This window comes from Bacillus sp. FSL K6-2865 (assembly GCF_040311405.1).
In the GTDB taxonomy this organism is placed as follows: domain Bacteria; phylum Bacillota; class Bacilli; order Bacillales; family Bacillaceae; genus Bacillus; species Bacillus velezensis.
Genome location: NZ_CP152036.1, coordinates 3,783,516 through 3,803,402 on the forward strand (window position 1 = coordinate 3,783,516; position 19,887 = coordinate 3,803,402).

Here is a 19,887-nt window from a genome sequence, read left to right on the forward strand (position 1 = left end):
TAAGCTACATCGCAATCGCTGACGGACCAGTCCCAACCGGAATCACCGTCATGGCTGTATAATCACTCGTGCGGTACACGGTTACGGTATTGTCGTCGGGCTGTGCTGCATAAATGTACTGATTATCAGGTGTTACGGCGAGGTCAAAGGCGCCGGGCAGAGACACGTTTGCAATGATCCTCTGTCCAGCCGTATTAACTACGTATAAGTTATTAATGAGAAACGGTTCACTATATGGCTCTAGAAAATAAGCCCTAGTGCTATCGCGAGAAAATACAATCGTCCTCAGCGTTTCAAATAAACGGTTGAAGTCGCCTCCCCTGCTTAATGGTGACAAACTGATCTCCGTTACACCTTTCGGCAGCAGCTCACCATTCAACACATACGCAAAATTTCCAGCGTAAGGAGTGGCAATTAAACTGGGAAATTCAAATGTATCTATGATACTTTCTACCAACTGCCCAGTATTTACATCATATTTATCAACCGACCAACTGCTTCCATTAGCGGTATAGACATACTGTCCATTCGGATCAAGAGCAAAGTCTAAAGCGCCGGGTATCGGAATGACATCAATGACCGATTGAGAGGCCATGTTGATCATGTATATAGATCCGGCGGCCATCACGTACGCGAACTCATCTGTTGAATCAAATTCAACCTTTCTCGGCCCTCCTCCAACAGTGATGGTATTTATGATGGTTAATGTTTTATTATCTAGCACTGAGACAAGGTTGGTATTCCCATGGAGGACATACGTGAAAGCTTTATCGAAAGTAACGCCTAGATTAGTTGGCACGTCAGAAAAAGGGATTGTTTTTACAACAGTGTTTAAATCTGAATCAATAACCGAAACCGTGCTGTCTCCTGAATTGGCTGTAAACACATACGATTGAGGGTCTGGCGGTGGCGGTAAAACAAGCGTCCCGGTCACCGTAAGCGGACTGCCGTAGAAAGGCGGTACAATGAGAAGATCTTCCACTGTTATTTGACTGAAATCAGGACAGCGGCCAGACTGCGCTGCATAATAAACAACTTGATCAATCTCTTCAGTATGAATCACAGAAACAGACCCGTCCCCTTGTCCATATTGATTTCGTACAGGCGACACACTGACAAGAAGCGTAACGGTCCCTTTTACTCTCACGGCATATCGAATACCGATATCTTCTGGTTCCGGCCCAGTCTGGATTAAGCAAGGCTCACTGATACATAATAAATGAGCAGTACTCCATGTAACCGTCGCAGCTGCTTCGGCAGAATCAATGGTGAACCCCTCGGGAATGTCAATCGGCACTTGAAACGGCGCTTCTCTGCTAATTTCCTCATCACAAAAACAGAAACAATTTTCCTGTAAAGCAGACAGATCATTCTTTTTCATGAATTCACGTCCTTTTAGAAATGCACAGCATGCAGTTGGTTAAATCACAATATCTCCCGGTGAAACCCCAAGAGATATCACAGTTTCCACAGAATAATCATCCGTGTTGTAAACAGTGATGTTCTGCTCTAAAAAATGAGCAGCATACAGAAATTCGCCATTCGGAGTAAACGCAAAGTCTCTTGCCGATTGCGGAACATTTCCTATAACGCCTGCACCATTCGGACTGACAGCATATAAATTGCCAGTGAAGCTGTCATGTAAATACACCTCTGATCCACTCGTAAACATTACATATTGGCCATCAGGCTCCAGCTCTTGGGTAATGCTGATCGTAAACGTATTTAAGTCAATAACCGTCAAATAATTGAATAAGAATTCTTGTTCTAAGACATACGCATACCGCTCCGGCCAATTTGTTTCTATGGATGATACGATAAGCTCTCGTTCAATCGTTCCTGTGACTTCACCGGTGAATAGGTCCACTTTTTGCACTAAACCAAAATCAAGAACATAGGCGAATAACCCATTGGGATCAATTGCAAAATCAAATCCTTCCACAGGAATCGACCTATCCACAGTTAACGTATCAATTCCAATCACATAAATCGCAGTATCGCCGAGAACATAAGCAAACTCATGATTTGGGATACATTTTATCGATCCAGGCGGCTGATCCAGCAGTATGGATGCTGTCACTGTTAAAGTGTCATAATCGATGACAGAAATCACATTATTGTTGAAGTGCAAAACAAACACAGCACTTTTATCCGGAGTTATTTCAATACCTGTCGGCCGGTACGGTAGAGCAATCGTTGTCACAACAGTATGAGTGTTTGTATCAATCACAGAAACTGATTGATCATTTGGATTCGCTGTAAACGCATAAACGGGTTCCGGCTCAGGAACAAACACAATCGTGCCCGTCACCGATAAAGGACTGCCATAGAACGGCGGAACGACAATAAGGTTCTCGATCGTAATGTCACTGACATCCGGGCAATCATCGGGTTCATCAGAATAATAGACGACTTGGTCAATCTCTGCATTGCGGATGACAGAAACAGACCCGTTCCCTTGTCCATATTGATTTCGCACTGGTGAGACACTGACGAGAAGCGTAACAGTTCCCTGCAGGCGCACTGCGAATTGAACACCGATTTCATCAGGCTCTGGCCCCGTCTCAATGAAACAGCGTTCAATGACACAAGAAAGGCTGTCTGCATTCCACGTCACGTTTGCAACAGCTTCAGCCGGATCAACGACAAACCCCTCAGGCAATTCAATCGGCGCTTGAAACATCGCTTCACGGCTTGCTTCTTCCTCGCAAAAACATAAACATTCTTCTTGTGCGGCTCCTGCTTTTTCTTTAAAGGAAAGCTTGTTATTTCTCATATCTTCACTTCCTTTTCAGACATACACTGCTCACGCAGATACAACAGAATATGGGAAGGTGTATTTGTTTGCTTGTACAAATTGTGGGGATAATAGTGGATTTTTGAAATGATATCCGCAGACATGCGGTTTTAACGAAAGAAAACATTGCGGTATTTTTGCGCTATCCTTCCGAATGAAAATGATAAAATATGTCATATACATAACGTGGAAGGGAGGGATTCGGAATAGTGGCGAGTGTTTTATCATCTTCAGCGGTTGGAGAAAAAATCAACGAATGGTATATGTACATTCGAAGGTTCAGCATCCCGGACGCCGAGTACTTGCGGAGAGAAATCAAAGAAGAACTTGCAGGTCTGGAAGATGATCAGGATCTTCATCTATACTATTCTCTCATGGAATTCCGCCACAATCTGATGCTCGAATACCTCGAACCGCTGGAATCGCAGCGGATAGAAGAACAGCCGAGACTATCAGATCTGCTCGCGGATATTGATAAAAAGCAGGCCCGGCTGACCGGACGTCTTGATTATTATTTTAATTTTTTCCGGGGGATGTATGAGCTGGAATGCCGTGAATATCTTTCAGCGATTCAGTTTTTTAAGAAAGCTGAATATAAGCTTGATTTTGTCAAAGATTGTATCGAGAAAGCTGAATTTTATTTTAAGATGTCAGAGTCCTACTATTATATGAAACAGACTTATTTTTCTATGGATTATGCCCGGCAGGCTTATAAAATTTATCATAAGCAGGAGGCATATAATATAAGGGTGCTTCAGTGCCATTCATTGTTCGCTACCAACTTTCTTGACTTAAAGCAATATGATGAAGCAATTCAGCATTTTAAAAAGGCTTATGCCATGGCAGAGGCAGAACAGCAGCCACAATTAATGGGCCGGACTCTATATAATATCGGACTTTGTTTTAACAGCCAAGAAAATTACAAACCAGCCATTGATTACATAAAACGGGCAATAGCTGTTTTTGAAGATGGGAACATCATCACTTCTCTCCCGCAAGCCTATTTCTTAATCACACAAATACATTATAAAATCGGAAATATGGCCATAGCCAGACAATATCATGACAAAGGGGTATCTTATGCAGAGGAGGCAGAAGATTCCCTATATATAGTCGAGTATGAATTTTTAGAATCCTTATATGTCGGTGAGCCTGATGAAGAAGCAATCATGGAATGTTTTGACTTTCTCAGAGATAAAATGATGTATGCTGATCTTGAAGATTTTGCCTTAGATGTGGCAAAATATTATCATGAAAGAGAAAATTTCGAGAAGGCTTCCGCATATTTTTTAAAGGTGGAAGAAACAAGACAGCAGATTCAAGGAGGTGTGAAGTTGTATGAAATTGAAGTATAAATTAGCACTTACTTGCTTGGCAGTAAGCACTGTTTTTGTTTCAGCCGACATCGCAAGTGCACCGAAACATCAATTTGAAGTTGCTCAGCGCGGAATGATTTAAATGATGATTACTTTTAGGCTTGCAGGTTAAACTGCAAGCCGTTTTTTATATAAACAACTAATTTGCAAAAACAAAAAGTATACCTTAAAATTCAAATGTGTAAAAAGTATTTGACACATATACATATATTATTTAAAATAAATATATATAAATTTGAAAATTTAAAATAAAAACAAAAATATTTAAGGAGGGTTTTAGTGGATAACAATATTAAAAAACTTAGAACAGCAGCTGATATTTCACAAAATGATCTGGCTAAGCTCTGCAATGTGACCAGGCAAACCATCAATGCAATTGAAAATAATAAATATGATCCAACTTTAAGTCTGGCTTTTTCGATAGCTCACGCATTAAATACGGGAATAGATAAAGTATTCAACTATAACGCCAAAAAAAAGTAAGGGAGCGGTTCTTATGAAGAAAATGGATGAGATGCAAAAACACCAATCGGGTATAGCCGCCAGAATAGCATTTAGTTTTTATACTGTCGCTTTACTGATATGGTCATTAATAGATTATTTTAAAAACGGAAATACAGGATGGCAATTCCCAATACTTTTAATAGGCTGCGCGCTCTATTTATGGATTCAAGTTTATCATAATCGAAAAACAAGGTAACAATTCCAATACACTTCTGGAGGATTATACAGCAATGTACGAATATAAGTTCATAAAAGTAGAAGTAAACCGATGGAAAGGAAAGCCTAAAGAAGACTATAAAGAAATTATTGAAAAGTATTCGCAGCAAGGATGGAAGCTGGTTCAAATATTTGCTCCTCCTATTTCAGGTTATGGGGCAGCCGATTATTTTGATATTATTCTTGAAAAAAAAGTATAAATGTTTCAGTACAAAGAAAGCCGGATCATACATATGATCCGGCTTTCTTTGTACTGAAATAAGTCAGCAGATACCTTAACGGATTTCACCTCTTAAATATTTTTTCGGAAATCCGCAATTCAAATAGCTTCCAATGTATTTTATTATTTAACTTGCTGGGGATATTGAAAAAATTGGAGGAAAAAATGAATCTACTTTTAAAAACACAAAATAGTAAAGCGATTTTTACATTAGTAGCATCAGGAATCATTGTTCTCGCTCTTTTCAGTATAAAACATAATCATTTAAGCATGGATGTCATCGATATTTTAAACAGAGCTGGAATAATAGCTCCTAGTTGGATTGTCAGTGCTATCACTGCAACGGGTTCAGTCCTGGCTATCATTACTGTTTTAGGATCTCTTGGTGCAGGCTTGCCATTAGCCGTTTTAGAACAATTGGCTGCAGCAAGTACAGCAGCAGCTTAATATAAAACATTAAATTCAATATCCCTGGCAGTCCCTTAAACGAATGGATGAAAATACTTTGTTTAAAAAGAACGTTTTAGTCAAATTGTACATACTCTGTCTGATCTTATTTTTAATTGCTTTATTTACAGCATATTTTTATACAGATCCCGCTTCAAATGTAAATAATCTAAATCGAAATATCCGTCCGGATTTTTTTCAGATTTTCTTTAATAATATTAAAGTAGCGAGTCTGCTTGTTTTTTTAGGCCCGTTGACGCTGTCACTTGGCACGATTGCAGTTTTAATTATTAATGGATTCATTTTAGGAAATGCCATAGGAAACATCAAAGACAATTTAAACCTTTTACTGCTTGTTATACCCCATGGAATAATTGAAGTCCCGGTATTGCTTCTTGCAGCTTCTGTAGGAATGAAATTAACTTTGGATTTATTACTCCTCAAAATAAATTTAAAATTCACTTTTAAATATATTGGTATTATATTTCTCGGTTTAATGATGGCAGCTATGTTAGAAACATTTCTTACACCTATCTTTATAAAAGGAGTCTCTTAGGATTATGCAAATTGAATTATCTTCATTTAAGGACCGAAACATTAATTTTTTGTCCTCATTTTTGTTTTATATTATCGGGTTAGCTTTTTATTTAAGTTCCCTATTGCCTTTTATGAAAAGTTTAATTCCCAAAAACATCCCTATACAAGTTGTTGAGCAAGTAAAACATTTAGATTATATCATTGCGATAGCCGCACTGTTTCTTTTAATGTTCGGGGTGATTTTTGAAGGATTTGTATTATTTCTCATTATAAATTTTCTTGGCGCTCAAATTAAGATTAAAACCTTTTATTCCCTATTTATGTTTTCTAACATCCCGGTCGCAATTAAGTTTTTTCTTATATCATTCAAAAACATTTTCGCAGAACATCCAAACACTAGTTTATTTTTCACAAGTAATCATTTGATTTTTTCTATCTTTGATTTGTTCAATATTGCCTATTTATTTCTTTTGTTTATTCTTCTGAAATGGAGAACAAGTTTGAACTACCTGACAATCTCAGTTTTTATTTTTACGGCATTCCTGTATAGAATGTTTTTTTAGCATATATAAATAAACCCCCTCAATAGGGGTTTTTCTTTCATTTCGTTCACTGTATACAATTCCTTTTATATGCTTCCGAAACAATACCCACTCTAGTACTCACATTCCACTTTTTACAGAGACCGGCTATGATATATTCGACATTACGCTGCGAGTAGTTTAATGACTTAGCGATCTCTTTATTAGGTTTTTCAGCAATTATCAGTTTAATTACAGAAATTTCAATCTTTTTTAATTCCAATTCATTTTCTACTGCTGTTTTCATTCTAACTTCCTTTCTAAAAATGTATTTACTAAATAATACCCTATTATATAATTTTTATCAATAACATCAATTATTAATAGTAAAATAATATAGCTTTTACTAACTTCTAAGTAGTTTATATACAATATAAAAATCCCCCGCCATGTTTCAAGCGGGGGAAATTCTTTCTATTTCACAAACCCAAGCAGCATTTCACGAATCATCTTGCTTGCCGTGTTTGCGGTTTGTTCTGAGTGGTCATAGACCGGCGCGACTTCTACGAGGTCAGCGCCTTTTACGCTGACTTCTGAGCGCGCGATTTCATGGATGGACGCGAGCAATTCTTTAGACGTGATGCCTCCTGCGTCAACCGTGCCCGTTCCCGGCGCATGAGCGGGATCAAGAACGTCGATATCAATGGTGACATAAACAGGGCGTCCCGCAAGCTGCGGCAGCACTTTTTTCAGCGGCTCAAGCACTTCAAACTTAGAAATGTGCATGCCGTTTTCTTTCGCCCATTCAAATTCTTCCTTCATTCCGGAACGGATGCCGAATGAAAATACGTTTTGCGGCCCGATGAGCTCGGCCGCTTTGCGGATCGGAGTAGAGTGGGAAAGCGGTTCGCCTTCATAATCCGTGCGCAGGTCGGTATGCGCGTCAAAATGAATGATGGCAAGGTCCGGAAACTTCTTATACATGGCTTTTATGACAGGCCATGATACAAGGTGCTCCCCTCCCATGCCGAGCGGGAACTTTCCTTTTTCTAAAATGCTGTCCACGTATTCTTCAATCATATCAAGGCTTCTTTGCGGATTGCCGAACGGAAGCGGAATGTCGCCGGCGTCAAAGAAATTCAAATCAGCCAAGTCACGGTCGAGATACGGGCTGTATTCTTCAAGACCGATAGACACCTCGCGGATTCTCCCCGGGCCGAATCGTGAACCCGGACGGTAGCTGACCGTCCAATCCATCGGCATGCCGTAAAGGATGGCGTCCGCCTCTTTCCAGTCGGGGCGGCTTGCGATAAATACTTTTCCTGAATATGCTTCATCAAACCTCATGATAAAACCCTCGCTTTCCTGTAAAAAAGCGCAAGATTCGCTCCTGCGCCGTACGTTTTTATTTGATTAAGTCGCTCACAAATTTCGGAAGAACAAATGCCGCTTTGTGAAGCTCTTTCGTGTAATATTTCGTGTCGATGTCAAAGAAACGGCTGTCCTCCACTTCAAGCGGATCGTACTTTTTAGAACCGATCGTAAATGTCCACAGGCCGCTCGGGTACGTCGGGATATTAGCCGTATACAGGCGGGTGATCGGGAAGATTTCTTTCACGTCACGCTGAACGTTTGTAATCAGTTCCGGTGTAAACCACGGGTTGTCCGTCTGCGCGACGAAGATGCCGTCTTCTTTTAACGCCTTGGAAATTCCGGCATAGAAGCCTTTTGAGAACAGATTGACGGCCGGTCCGACCGGTTCTGTTGAATCAACCATGATGACGTCATACTCATTTTCTGATTTCGCGATGTGCATGAAACCGTCATCGACTCTCACGTCGACGCGCGGATCATCAAGCTTGCCCGCAATGGACGGAAGGAATTTTTTAGAGTATTCAATAACCTTGCCGTCAATGTCGACAAGCGTCGCTTTTTTTACGCTTGGGTGCTTCAGAATCTCTCTGATGACACCGCCGTCTCCGCCGCCGACAACGAGGACGTTTTCCGGATTCGGGTGCGTAAATAACGGGACGTGCGCAACCATTTCATGATAGACAAATTCGTCTTTTTCAGAAGTCATGACCATTCCGTCTAAGAACAGCATGTTGCCGAATTCTTCTGTCTCCACCATTTCCAGATGCTGAAATTCCGTCTGTTCCGTATGTAATGTTTGTTTCACCTTTAATGTAATGCCGAAATTCTTCGTCTGCTTCTCCGTATACCAAAGCTCGCTCAATTGTCATCTCCCTTTCAAGGCTTATTTCATTTATTGTAAGCGTCTGTATCGCTTTTATTCCGGTTAAAATCTCATTTTCACCTAAGGAAAAAGTATAGAGGATGGAGGGGAAAAAGTAAAGAAGTGTCCGGTTTGATATGTTTAAAAAACCCCCTTTTTTCACATAATAATAGAATCATGAAAAAGGGGGTCCCCAAAAGTGGATAAAGTATCTGGAAAACAGCTCAGAATCACGTTCAAAATCATCCGCGCCTGCATCTTTCTGACACTGATCGGCGGAATGCTGGCCGGCGTCTGCTTCACATCCGTTCTTCTTGCAGCGAAATGGCAGGGGGCCCCCTCCGTCCGGGTTCCTCAGTCTACGATTCTTTATGCAAATGACGGCTCAAAGCTAGGTGAGACCGATTTCGGGGAAAAGCGCTACTGGGTGCGGTTAAAAGATATCAATCCGATAGCGGTGCAGGCTGCCATTGCGGTGGAGGATCAAAACTTTTACAATCACCACGGTTTTGATTACCGGCGGATGGCCGCCGCCGCGCTGGCTGACATAAAGGCAATGGCCAAGGTTCAGGGCGCAAGCACCATCACCCAGCAATACGCGAGAAATCTCTACCTTGAGCATGATAAGACATGGAAACGAAAATGGAACGAAGCATTTTACACGATCCGCCTTGAACAGAACTATTCTAAAAACGAGATTTTAGAAGGTTATGTAAATACGATATATTACGGCCACGGCGCATATGGAATTGAAGCCGCCTCGCGCCTGTATTTCGGCAAACACGCCAAAGATCTGAACGATGCGGAAGCCGTGCTTTTGGCGGGCATACCGAAAGGCCCGTCCGGCTATTCGCCATATGTCAGCGAAAAGAAGGCCAAACAGCGCCAGGAAACCATTCTCCGACTGATGATCGGCCAAAAAATGATCTCAAAAGAAAAGGCGGAAAGGCTTAAGAAAACGCCGCTTGCCTATCAGCCGCTGAAAAACAGGACCGCAGCGAAAACGGCGCCTTATTTTTACGATGATGCGATGAAAGAACTCGAGAAAAAGCTCGGCATGACGCGCGAACAGCTCGCAACGAGCGGATTGCGTGTTTATACGACGCTTGATAAGCGCATGCAGCGGATTGCGGAAAACACTGTGGCACATACGATCCGTACCGGCTCTGACATTCAGGTCGGCTTTTCCGCGATTGATCCGGCAACAGGGCGCGTGCTTGCGCTTCTCGGCGGACGTGACTACGAAAAAAGCCCGTTTGACCGGGCGACACAGGCGAAACGGCAGCCGGCTTCCACGATCAAGCCGCTTTTGTACTACAAAGCGATTCAAAGCGGCTTTACACCGGTCACGCTGATGAAAAGCGAAGCCACAGAGTTCAAGATTGACGACAACGGAGATACTTATTCTCCAAGCAATTACAACGGCTACTACGCCAATAAACCGATTACGCTGCTTCAGGCGCTTGCATTATCAGACAACATTTATGCCGTGAAGACCCATCTCTTTCTCGGCATGAATAAGCTCGTGTCGGCGGCAAAGGAATTCGGCATCAGCGAACATTTAAAGCCTCTTCCGTCTCTGGCGCTCGGAACTGAACCCGTGCGCCCGATTGAGATGGTTAATGCCTACGCGATGCTCGCAAACGGGGGAAAACAAATCACCCCTTCCTTTATCACAAAAGTGACGGATACCGCCGGCAACGTCTTGTATGAACAGCCGCGCGGACATCAGCAGACGCTTGATAAAAAAGCCGCTTTTGTGACGGCGAGCATGATGACGGGCATGTTTGATCAGGATTTAAACGGCTATACTTCCGTCACGGGACGCACCATTTCTGACCGGCTGACCCGAACCTATGGCGGTAAATCAGGCACGACAAGCGCAGACAGCTGGATGATCGGCTTTAACCCGGCTCTTGCCGCCGGTGTATGGACAGGTTATGACAAAAGCAGCACGATTGATTCAGTAGAAGAAAAAAGCTATGCGAAGACGATTTGGGCGGACTTTATGGAGAAGGCGCTCGAAGGAGAACCGGAAATAGCGCTTAAACCGCCGAAGGGCGTCACGGGCGTCTATATCGATCCCGCTTCCGGCTACACTTCGGGACCCGGCTGCGCCGCAAAGCATTATACGTATTTCATCGCAGGCACTGAGCCCGCGGATGTGTGCTACGGATCGGAACCTTCTAAAAAAGAAAAGGAACACGCCCCCGCCCGCAAAGAAGCTCCGCGCAAAAAGTGGTGGGATAAGTGGCTCGGCAAAAAAGACTGAGCCCGGTGCATTGCGCGCCGGGCTTTTAATCCGCGTCTTCCTCAAGCACCCATGGGAGCAAGAGTGAAAAGTCGAGATGGATAATAGGGTCAGGAAAACCCTTCGGTATAAAAAATGTTGTACTCGGCAATGAAAACGAAAAGCGGATATCTCCCGCCCTCTCGATATGAAACTTCGGCCAGCCTTCCCTAAGCCTGCCGACAATCGGATAGCTGCCCGCATAATGATGCAGGCCGTTTTCCTTTCCATGCTCCCCCAAGTCGTGACAGACAGCCGGACGAATCCCAAACTGCGTAAACAATCTTGTTTTCTCGGCGGGAAGGAGATTCACCGCCTCGGAAAAGTTCCGGCAGCTCCCGCAATCGCAAGGATCAGGCCATGATTTTTCGTATTGTTTTCTCGTTTCCGCCGCATCTGCTTCAATGACCCATGGCCCGATTTCAAAGACGGTGAACATGATGAAACCTCCGCGTAAACATGAAAAACCCCGAGTCTTGGTTCGGCTCGGGACTTTCCATGTCCTGATTCTGTATCAACAGTTTACTCAGTACAATCGCAAAATAGTGCAAATATTTATAAAGTTCACAAAAAGTTCACAAATTATTTTTCTTCCGGAAGCAGACCTGTTTTCAATTCATCTGATGAACGTTCCCAGAGCCCTTGGTCATGTTTCTGCAGAAATTCAGCAAGCACCTGCTTTGAGCTGGCGTCCATTTTGTCCACGATAATGCAGCGCTTCATTGATTTATCCATTAAATTCACATGCTCCGGCAATGACTTATAGCCTCTGCGGATACTTCTGTCCACGGTCATTTCACAAGCCGTCACACCCGCGTAATAAGGGCCTTCTTCTTTTCTGTCGATGGTGACCCACACGAGCCAGTACGGTTTTCCGTTCGGCACTTCATCTTTGTTCGGCAGGAATTTGATGCCTTTTTCAACGACACTGCGGGCATGCATGGCGCCGATGTCAACGAAGGCTTCCTTCTCTTCCACATCGACAAATACCGGAGAAATATTGTCAAGGCTCAGCGCCCCGGCGCCAAAACCGCCATGTCCGTCGGTCGGATCACTTTTAATAATATTAAATCCGATTGTTTTCTTCTTTTTTTCTTCCATGAAAATACCCTCCTACAAAAGCGGTTGAAATATAATGGCAAATACCTTGAGAATCCAGTCTCTCCCCTCACTTAACAGCGGCCACACGACATAGGAGCCGACCGGTGTCACAAACAGCACGAGAAACACGATAATCCCGTAGCTCTCAAACTGAGTCATTTTGGCGCGCACCCGCGGCGGCACGAGATCCTCAATAATCCGGTAGCCGTCAAGCGGAGGAAGCGGCAGCAGGTTGAATAAACACAGCGCGAGATTCAGCTGAATCCAAATAGAGAAAAAGCGGTCAAGCCCCATGCTGAATGCAGAAAGCAGCTCCATTCCGTAAGCATGCATCAACACTAGCAAAAAGAAACCGATAAAGGCAAGAAGCAGGTTGCTTACAGGCCCGGCGACGGAAACCAGCACTCCCGCCAGCCGCGGTCTTTTAAAGGCGCGGCGGTTCACCGGCACCGGACGGGCCCAGCCGAAACCCGCGACCAAAATTAGAATCGTTCCGAAAACATCAAGATGTTTAATCGGATTGAGCGTTAATCTGCCCTGTCTCGCCGCGGTATCGTCTCCGAACCGATACGCGACATACGCGTGCGCCAGTTCATGCATCGTAAATGCCACGATCAGCGTAATCACGACATAGGGCATAAGCTCCAGCGGATAATATAAAAATCTGTCCAAATGTAAAAATCCCCTTTTTTAAAAAATGCAAGATTGTCCTTCATTCAGTATACTATAAGTGACCTCTCTTCCAAAGAGAGGAAACGATAAAGGAGGATCAGCACCATGCCGCTCGTAACCGTTAAAATGCTTGAAGGCCGCACAGATGAACAAAAACGGAATCTGGTTGAAAAAGTGACAGAAGCCGTAAAAGAAACGACAGGCGCAGCCGAAGAAAAGATCATTGTCATGATTGATGAAATGAGAAAGGATCATTACGCCGTCGCCGGCAAACGGATCAGCGATACGGAGTAATCCTTGATAATGGCCGGCGCTGCTATGTCAGGCCGGCTTATTTCATTACTTTTTCAACGAGGCTGAAAAAGGTATTCTTTTCTTCTTCTGTCAATGCTTCGAACAGCTCGTCAATGAGCATCTGCCGGTTTTCAATCATTTGCATGGCCGCCATTTTTCCCGATTCGGAAAGCGTCATCCATACCGTGCGTCGGTCTTCGTTATTTCTCGACCTTTCCACGAAACCCTCTTTTTCTAAATGATTCAGAGCGGTTGTCGTGGCTGAAGGCGATAATGTGACTTCCTGCAATATATCTTTAATCGTGCACGTGCCGTGCCGGTAAATAATCCTGAGAATAAATCCTCTGATATTGTTTATACTCTTCGGAATTGTCGCCTCATCAAGCTTTTTCGTGCTCTTTAAATATTTCGTGAGCGCGTAATCCAGTACATTTGCTTGCAATATATCGTACTCCATGCAGAAACTCCCCATTTCAAGATGCATCCATCATCATTTGATTGTTTTTTATTACATTTTACTGATACCTCGCGGGGAAAGTCAAAATTTCGGCCGGAAAGCCCGCAACTTTTATCCTGCCCTATACAGACTATTATCTCCTGCTTTTTCACCCATCCCTTTTATGCAATGCTGGTTTTATAGACATGATTCAGGTAAAATCATTAAGGGTGACTGCGTTTGACGGAAAGGATAATCTGATCGGATGCGGCAGACAATATGACTGGAAAAGAAACGGAACAGACGGGGAAACAGAACACAGGATTGTCGATTACACAGAAGATGTGACACGGGTAAAAGCCAAAGAGCCCCTCTTGGCTTTTGCTTTTGGATGGAGGGATGCGTGTTGCGGAATATCCTACAAAAAAAAGACATCACCCAGCTGCTTGAACAAAGCAGAAACAGGCAGACTGCCAAAACGATGGGTGGATTTGATTTAACATTACTGGGCATCGGCGCCGTCATCGGGACGGGCGTCATGGTTCTTACAGGCATTACGGCCGCGAAAAACGCCGGACCTTCCGTAATCTTTTCTTTTATCATTGCAGCCGTTGTCTGCAGCCTTGCAGCATTATGTTACGCCGAAATCGCTTCTGTTCTCCCGGTTTACGGAAGCGCCTATATTTACTCTTATACCACCATGGGAGAAATTGTCGGCCATTTAATGGGCTGGACGCTCTTATCCGTTTATATGGTGACGGCGTCGGCGGTGGCAAGCGGCTGGTCAAGTTATTTTAATAATCTGTTAGCCGAAATCGGCATGCCTTTGCCGGACAGTCTGCTGCACGTGCCGAGCCAGGGGGGCATCGTCAACCTTCCTGCCATCATCATTACTCTATTAATTGCCGTCGTTCTGTCACGCGGCTCCAAAGAGAGCAAAACCTTTAATAATGTAATGGTTCTCGTAAAAATCGGAATTGTTTTGCTGTTTATCATCACAGGAAGCTTTTTTGTAAAGCCGGGCAATTGGCATCCTTTTATGCCTTTTGGAATCAAAGGCGTCATTACGGGGGCTTCTGCCGTCTTTTTTGCGTTTCTCGGGTTTGACGCGATTTCCGCTTCGGCTGAAGAAGTCAAAAAACCGCAGCGCAACCTGCCGATCGGTATTATCGGTTCACTGGTGATCTGTACATTGGTATACGTCATCGTCTGTCTCGTCATGACGGGGATGGTTCCGTATTCACAGCTTAATGTGCCGGAAGCCATGTCTTATGTGTTACAGACTGTAGGACAAAACGCGGTGGCGGGCGTTATCGCTGCCGGTGCGGTAATCGGACTGATGGCCGTCGTTCTCGCCCATACCTATGCGGCGACCCGTATATCTTTTGCGATGGCAAGAGACGGAATGCTGCCGAAAGTCTTTACCATTGTCGGAAAGAAATCGGGAGCGCCGATCTTTAATACGTGGCTGATCGGACTGATCAGCGCATGCATCGCGGGTTTTGTTGATCTGAAAGAGCTGTCAGATCTCTCAAACATCGGTGCGCTATTGACATTTGCCATGGTCAGTCTGTCCGTGCTGATTCTGCGCCGCACCCATAAAGATCTGCCACGGGGATTTAAAGTGCCTTTTGTACCCGTACTGCCGATTTTGGCCATTATCTGCTGTTTGTTTTTAATGGTCAATCTGCCGCTGAAAACGTGGCTTTATTTTGCCGTCTGGCTGATCATCGGCGTCATCGTTTACTTTTTATATTCGTACAAGCACAGCAAATTGAGACAATAAACAAAACCAGGCCCGCTTTATCGCGGCCTGGTTTTTTCATCAAAAAAGACGAAAGCCATCGCCTTTAACAAATGTGTTTCAGCTCTTCTATGTAGTGAAGCGCCTCATCATATTCTTCATCCGTATATTTCTGTTTGCTTTTTATCGTAAACACTTTCTCTTTCTTTTCCTCAGCTTCAAGGCCGTCAAAATACAAAATCGTAGACACCAGCTCCAGAAACCGCGATGAGCGGCTGTTGACGCTGTCGATGTACTTCTTCATATCCGGCATCGTAAGCTCCGCATGATGTAAAAACTCGGCTCCCGTCTCCGTCAGCGAGTACCGGTATTGAAAGTAGCCGCCCTTTTTTTCCTTCACCTCATCCAGAAACCCAAGATTGCACAGCTCTTCAATTCGAAGCGTCAGTTCTTCGGAATACGGGCCGTAAAAATGAAAATCATATTTTTCGTAGAAAGGATACTGCATTTTCTTCGCGATATAAATGATTTTCTGCAGCTTTTTCCGCCCGATGATTTCTCCAGAATCCGAGAACACCTTCATCAGTTTTGCATGTTCTTTCAACAAATTCCCGACATCTCCTTTTCCTTCTTTACCAAAATCCTTCTATGTCAGTCCCAGCAGCTGCCGGATTTTTAATTTTGCTTCAGGGTTTTCTGAATCGTCACAAATGAGGTCCATCGGATAGTAGAGCTTATGGTCCGTCCGGCGTTTGCCCGAAATGGATTCGACAATGGCGGACTGCCTGGACAGCTCTTTGATCTGGCCCTTCTGCGTTAACAGGTGAATCGGCAGACGCTCCTCCTCTTCACCCGGCCGGTAAAAATCATACGGCAGATCCGATGAAGAATCGACCACTAAATAGTAATTGGGATCAATTCCCGCCTCTTTAAACAGAGCGGTCAGTTCAAAATAAGCCGACATTTCCTCATTGGGGTTAAATTCGGCATATTGAAACAGCTGGCGGTTAATGAAGCGGCGGCACAAGTCGGACAGAATCGGGTCCTCTTCTTCTTCCCAAGCCTGGAAATAATATAAAATGATGGCTTCATCAAGCTTCAGATAATCCGCAAGCGTCAGCTTCCCTTCAAAAATGGAATAAAAATGAACGGGAGCATGAGTGAAGATATACCCTTCTTCATGGAGCTGCTTCGCACGGTGGAGAATTTTCGTCAATATGACTTCAGCGCTTCTCGTCACGGGATGAAAATACACCTGCCAGTACATTTGATAGCGGCTCATAATATAGTCTTCGACAGCGTGCATGCCGCTTTGCTTAATGACGATCTGATCCTCTCGCGGACGCATCACCCTTAAAATCCGTTCCATATCAAAATGTCCGTAGCTGACGCCCGTATAGTATGCGTCCCGTTGAAGGTAATCCATCCTGTCGGCGTCAATCTGGCTCGAAATCAGGCTGACCACCTGTTTGTTTTTGTATGTTTTGGCAATGACTTCGGCAACATCCTGCGGAAATCCCGGTCCCGCCTTTCTGAGAACCTGATTCACCTCGGTGTCGCCGAGAATGATTTCCCTCGTATAGTCTTCATGATCCAGATGAAAAACCTTTTCAAAGGAATGCGAAAACGGCCCATGTCCCAAATCGTGCAAAAGCGCGGCGCTGAGACAGAGTTCGCGTTCATTGTCATCCCATTCAGGACGCCCTTTAAAAACATCATCAACCATTCGTCTGACTATCTCATAGACGCCGAGAGAATGGTTAAAACGGCTGTGTTCCGCGCCGTGAAACGTCAAATACGTCGTACCGAGCTGTTTGATCCGGCGCAGCCGCTGAAATTCACGGGTGCCGATCAAATCCCAGATCAGCTTGTCCCGCACATGAACATAGCGGTGAACGGGATCTTTAAACACTTTTTCTTCTGATAATTTTCCGTTTGGATACGCCATCGTCATTCCCTCTTTTTTTTAGCCGTGATTCTATTATATCGGCTCTGTAATTTGAAAACATCCTTGAATTTGTCCGGCGTTTTGTTCCAGTTTTCCGACATTGATTTTTTGAAGCAAAAAAGCCTGACCCATCGGGCGAGGCTGTCGTAAAAATACACATTTACTTTTTGATCTTCTTTTTCACTTTCTCAATCAGCTCGTCCTCAGTCGGCGCCGACAGCGGGCGGTTGTTTACGAAAGCAAACGATTTTTTGCGTCCGGGCCCGCAATATGACTGACATCCGACCTCCACTTTTGCATCCGGGTCAGCTTCTTTCAAACGCGGCAGCAAAGTCTTAATATTGGTGGCCTGGCAATCATCACACACTCGGAATTCATTAGCCATGATGTACGCTTCCCTTCATTCAATGTTCCTCTATGTTAAAACTTAATTTTAAAAACGAAAAAAATCACATCACATCTCATTGTACAAGGATTCATCTTATCCTGCAAGGCTCTGCGTATCTCTCATTCTTTCAGCCAATTTGTATAAATATTTTCCAATCTGGACATTCTAATACCATCAAAGATATTGGGGGTTGAGAACATTGACAAAACAAAGACAGGACGCCTGGTCGGAGGAAAATGACCTGCTGCTTGCGGAAACCGTGCTCCGGCACGTCCGGGAAGGAAGCACGCAGCTGAACGCCTTTGAAGAGGTAGGCGATAAATTAAACAGAACGTCGGCAGCGTGCGGATTCAGGTGGAATGCCGTCGTGCGCCATCAATACGAAAAAGCGCTTCAGCTTGCCAAAAAACAGCGGAAACAGCGGATGCGCGCGCTCGGAAACGGCCAGCCGGCCAAGAAGAAACTATTATATCAGCCGCCTGCACCGGATGCGGACATCATGCAGGAAACCGCAGCCGAAGAGACGGTTCAAACGGAAGCGCCAAAAGAGGATCGGCAAGCCGTCATGTCCGGCGAACATATGCCTTATGTCGATGAAAGCTTCAAGGAAGAGTTAGCTAGTTTATCACATTTGCTGGCGCCTCAGCAGCCGAGCCAAAAGGCGGAGCTCACAATGGCAGACGTCATTCAATTTCTGAAGAGCTATGAAGGCAGCGGAAAGCAAACTTCCGCCCTGCAAATGGAAAATGACCGTTTAAAACGGGAAAACCAAGAACTTCAGTCTAAAACCGAGCAGCTGGAAGCGGCCGTCGAAAAGCTTGAAAAAGATCAAAAAACCATTCAGGAAGACTACGAAACCTTGGTGAAAATTATGAACAGAGCCAGAAAACTAGTTTTATTTGAAGACGACGAACATGCCTCTCCGTCCTTTAAAATGGACCGGAACGGTAATTTAGAGAAAATGGCCGAATAACGGAAAAACCCCTTTCCTTGTCATGGAAAAAGGGGTTTTTGCCATTTGTCAATGACGCGCATCCTGATCTATATTAATGTAAACATTGTTCAGGAGGCCTTCTTCCCGCAAGGGCTGCGCATCTCGGTCCCCGCCCGCACATAAGCATAAAGATTCAATTCCTCATCCCAAATGGTTCTTGGGAATTATTGATCGATTAGCTACTGTGCAATACACTGTATAGAGAATACAATTATTAGATATGATGGGAATGATAGTAAATGAGTAGCCAATTACGAAAAGGAGCGTTGGAACTTTGTGTGTTGTCCCTGCTTCTTTATGAAGATTTATATGGTTATGAATTAATCAAGATCATAAGTGAAACGTTCCCTGTATCGGAGGGCACCATCTACCCCATATTACGAAGACTCACAAAAAATAACTACCTAAAAACGTATACAGCAGCTTCCGATCAAGGCCCGTCACGCAAATATTACAAAGTAACAGAAGAAGGCGCCTTATATCATCACACATTAAAATCGGAATGGCTTGACCTGTCCGAAAAAGTGAACAGCATCATTAAGGAGGGAAAATGAATGTGTAAAGACCAATATTTAAAACATCTCCGGCGGGAAATAAAAGATCTGCCGGAACTTGAGCAAAAAGAGATACTCGCCGATATCGGCGAAATATTCCAAATGGGCGGCGCTGAAGGAAAAAGCGATGAACAAATCGCCGGCAATTTAGGAAATCCCAAAACACTTGCGCGCGCCTTAAAAGCGGATATTTTCATCAGTGATGCCGAGGAGCAGAAAACATGGCGCTCCTTTTTCAAAGCATTCGGCCTGATGCTGGGGATGGGCATGTTCAACTTCATGTTTATGCTGACACCGTTTCTTTTTGCCTCTGTTGCGGTGTTAAGTTTGATGGCGATCGGCCTGATGCTGATGACCGGATCATTCTTTCTCCTTGTAAAAGTGCCGATTATAACAGCCATTTTTAACGGGTGTATGGTTCTTGGAGCGGGTATGGCGGTGTTTATGGCCGGATTTGATCTTTCGAAACTGATATTCCGCATCTTTTTGCGCTATTTCAAATGGAATGTCAGCGTTGTAAGGAGGGAAACCATTGAATCGAAAAATGTGGTATAGCATTGCTCTCATTTTAATCGCTGCCGGCCTGATCGGAAGCATGTTCTTCGGTTTTGA

At 44.1% G+C, this 19,887-nt stretch carries 25 protein-coding genes; 13 read left to right on the top strand and 12 right to left on the bottom strand.

Features of this window, described 5'->3' with window-relative positions:
- Positions 1–4: 4 nt before the first annotated feature.
- A complete protein-coding gene (locus tag NYE42_RS18650) occupies positions 5–1,381 on the bottom strand; it encodes a YncE family protein (RefSeq protein WP_199022226.1) in 1,377 nt (458 codons plus the stop codon).
- Positions 1,382–1,420: 39 nt separating this feature from the next.
- The gene (locus NYE42_RS18655) at positions 1,421–2,776 is read right to left on the bottom strand and encodes a YncE family protein (RefSeq protein ID WP_015240776.1); all 1,356 of its coding nucleotides are present in this window, start codon (positions 2,774–2,776) and stop codon (positions 1,421–1,423) included.
- A gap of 230 nt (positions 2,777–3,006) precedes the next feature.
- Here NYE42_RS18655 and NYE42_RS18660 point away from each other — a divergent pair, with 230 nt between their 5' ends.
- The 7 genes from NYE42_RS18660 to NYE42_RS18690 all read left to right on the top strand — a co-directional run bounded on the left by NYE42_RS18660 (position 3,007) and on the right by NYE42_RS18690 (position 6,116).
- Positions 3,007–4,152, top strand: coding sequence for a tetratricopeptide repeat protein (locus tag NYE42_RS18660; RefSeq protein WP_080130556.1), 1,146 nt, complete (start codon positions 3,007–3,009; stop codon positions 4,150–4,152).
- The gene (locus NYE42_RS18665; RefSeq protein ID WP_041482476.1) at positions 4,136–4,255 is read left to right on the top strand and encodes a PhrC/PhrF family phosphatase-inhibitory pheromone; all 120 of its coding nucleotides are present in this window, start codon (positions 4,136–4,138) and stop codon (positions 4,253–4,255) included. The genes NYE42_RS18660 and NYE42_RS18665 overlap by 17 nt, the downstream gene beginning before the upstream one ends.
- 197 nt (positions 4,256–4,452) lie before the next feature.
- Positions 4,453–4,656 (top strand): helix-turn-helix transcriptional regulator, encoded by a 204-nt coding sequence (locus tag NYE42_RS18670; protein ID WP_007407640.1) that lies wholly within the window; start codon positions 4,453–4,455, stop codon positions 4,654–4,656.
- A 13-nt stretch (positions 4,657–4,669) separates the two neighbouring features.
- Positions 4,670–4,873 (top strand): hypothetical protein, encoded by a 204-nt coding sequence (locus tag NYE42_RS18675; RefSeq protein ID WP_007407641.1) that lies wholly within the window; start codon positions 4,670–4,672, stop codon positions 4,871–4,873.
- 34 nt (positions 4,874–4,907) lie between these two features.
- Entirely contained in the window at positions 4,908–5,093 is a 186-nt protein-coding gene (locus tag NYE42_RS18680; RefSeq protein ID WP_007407642.1) for a DUF4177 domain-containing protein, read from the top strand.
- 185 nt (positions 5,094–5,278) lie between these two features.
- The gene (locus NYE42_RS18685; protein WP_045209208.1) at positions 5,279–5,560 is read left to right on the top strand and encodes a hypothetical protein; all 282 of its coding nucleotides are present in this window, start codon (positions 5,279–5,281) and stop codon (positions 5,558–5,560) included.
- Between the two features lie 43 nt (positions 5,561–5,603).
- A complete protein-coding gene (locus NYE42_RS18690; RefSeq protein ID WP_199022228.1) occupies positions 5,604–6,116 on the top strand; it encodes a stage II sporulation protein M in 513 nt (170 codons plus the stop codon).
- Between the two features lie 590 nt (positions 6,117–6,706).
- On the opposite strand, the gene NYE42_RS18695 is transcribed toward NYE42_RS18690, so the two are convergent.
- The 3 genes from NYE42_RS18695 to speE all read right to left on the bottom strand — a co-directional run bounded on the left by NYE42_RS18695 (position 6,707) and on the right by speE (position 8,854).
- Entirely contained in the window at positions 6,707–6,925 is a 219-nt protein-coding gene (locus NYE42_RS18695) for a LuxR C-terminal-related transcriptional regulator (protein ID WP_003151056.1), read from the bottom strand.
- A gap of 167 nt (positions 6,926–7,092) precedes the next feature.
- A complete protein-coding gene (gene speB / locus NYE42_RS18700; protein WP_007407646.1) occupies positions 7,093–7,965 on the bottom strand; it encodes an agmatinase in 873 nt (290 codons plus the stop codon).
- A gap of 58 nt (positions 7,966–8,023) precedes the next feature.
- Positions 8,024–8,854 (bottom strand): spermidine synthase, encoded by an 831-nt coding sequence (speE, locus tag NYE42_RS18705; RefSeq protein WP_003151052.1) that lies wholly within the window; start codon positions 8,852–8,854, stop codon positions 8,024–8,026.
- 199 nt (positions 8,855–9,053) lie between these two features.
- Between speE and NYE42_RS18710 the strand changes: the two genes are divergently transcribed.
- Positions 9,054–11,126 (top strand): transglycosylase domain-containing protein, encoded by a 2,073-nt coding sequence (locus tag NYE42_RS18710; RefSeq protein WP_352426639.1) that lies wholly within the window; start codon positions 9,054–9,056, stop codon positions 11,124–11,126.
- 25 nt (positions 11,127–11,151) lie between these two features.
- Here the strand turns inward: NYE42_RS18710 and NYE42_RS18715 are convergent, their stop codons facing one another.
- From NYE42_RS18715 to NYE42_RS18725, 3 genes are all read right to left on the bottom strand, one after another.
- The gene (locus tag NYE42_RS18715) at positions 11,152–11,583 is read right to left on the bottom strand and encodes a hypothetical protein (RefSeq protein ID WP_007407648.1); all 432 of its coding nucleotides are present in this window, start codon (positions 11,581–11,583) and stop codon (positions 11,152–11,154) included.
- Positions 11,584–11,726: 143 nt separating this feature from the next.
- A complete protein-coding gene (locus NYE42_RS18720; protein WP_007407649.1) occupies positions 11,727–12,245 on the bottom strand; it encodes a YwhD family protein in 519 nt (172 codons plus the stop codon).
- A 12-nt stretch (positions 12,246–12,257) separates the two neighbouring features.
- Positions 12,258–12,917, bottom strand: coding sequence for a site-2 protease family protein (locus NYE42_RS18725; RefSeq protein ID WP_003151043.1), 660 nt, complete (start codon positions 12,915–12,917; stop codon positions 12,258–12,260).
- Between the two features lie 105 nt (positions 12,918–13,022).
- On the opposite strand from NYE42_RS18725, the gene NYE42_RS18730 reads away from it, so the two are divergent.
- Positions 13,023–13,211 (top strand): 2-hydroxymuconate tautomerase, encoded by a 189-nt coding sequence (locus NYE42_RS18730; RefSeq protein ID WP_020957977.1) that lies wholly within the window; start codon positions 13,023–13,025, stop codon positions 13,209–13,211.
- A 37-nt stretch (positions 13,212–13,248) separates the two neighbouring features.
- Here NYE42_RS18730 and NYE42_RS18735 read toward each other — a convergent pair whose 3' ends face one another.
- The gene (locus tag NYE42_RS18735; RefSeq protein ID WP_020957978.1) at positions 13,249–13,668 is read right to left on the bottom strand and encodes a MarR family transcriptional regulator; all 420 of its coding nucleotides are present in this window, start codon (positions 13,666–13,668) and stop codon (positions 13,249–13,251) included.
- Between the two features lie 385 nt (positions 13,669–14,053).
- Between NYE42_RS18735 and NYE42_RS18740 the strand changes: the two genes are divergently transcribed.
- Positions 14,054–15,433: an amino acid permease gene (locus tag NYE42_RS18740; RefSeq protein WP_015240784.1), complete on the top strand. Its 1,380-nt coding sequence runs from the start codon at positions 14,054–14,056 to the stop codon at positions 15,431–15,433.
- A gap of 64 nt (positions 15,434–15,497) precedes the next feature.
- Here NYE42_RS18740 and NYE42_RS18745 read toward each other — a convergent pair whose 3' ends face one another.
- From NYE42_RS18745 to NYE42_RS18755, 3 genes are all read right to left on the bottom strand, one after another.
- A complete protein-coding gene (locus NYE42_RS18745) occupies positions 15,498–15,998 on the bottom strand; it encodes a YwgA family protein (RefSeq protein ID WP_007407653.1) in 501 nt (166 codons plus the stop codon).
- 39 nt (positions 15,999–16,037) lie between these two features.
- Positions 16,038–17,339, bottom strand: a complete 1,302-nt coding sequence (locus NYE42_RS18750; RefSeq protein ID WP_007407654.1) for an HD domain-containing protein — start codon at positions 17,337–17,339, stop codon at positions 16,038–16,040.
- A 160-nt stretch (positions 17,340–17,499) separates the two neighbouring features.
- A complete protein-coding gene (locus NYE42_RS18755; RefSeq protein ID WP_003151034.1) occupies positions 17,500–17,724 on the bottom strand; it encodes a DUF1450 domain-containing protein in 225 nt (74 codons plus the stop codon).
- Between the two features lie 202 nt (positions 17,725–17,926).
- On the opposite strand from NYE42_RS18755, the gene NYE42_RS18760 reads away from it, so the two are divergent.
- The 3 genes from NYE42_RS18760 (at position 17,927) to NYE42_RS18770 (ending at position 19,830) form a co-directional block, all read left to right on the top strand.
- Positions 17,927–18,700: an RsfA family transcriptional regulator gene (locus tag NYE42_RS18760; protein WP_007407656.1), complete on the top strand. Its 774-nt coding sequence runs from the start codon at positions 17,927–17,929 to the stop codon at positions 18,698–18,700.
- A 260-nt stretch (positions 18,701–18,960) separates the two neighbouring features.
- Positions 18,961–19,275 carry a PadR family transcriptional regulator gene (locus tag NYE42_RS18765; protein WP_015418447.1) on the top strand — a complete coding sequence of 105 codons (315 nt, stop codon included), beginning with the start codon at positions 18,961–18,963 and terminating at the stop codon, positions 19,273–19,275.
- Positions 19,276–19,830: a DUF1700 domain-containing protein gene (locus NYE42_RS18770; RefSeq protein ID WP_015418448.1), complete on the top strand. Its 555-nt coding sequence runs from the start codon at positions 19,276–19,278 to the stop codon at positions 19,828–19,830.
- The last annotated feature ends 57 nt before the right edge of the window (positions 19,831–19,887 follow it).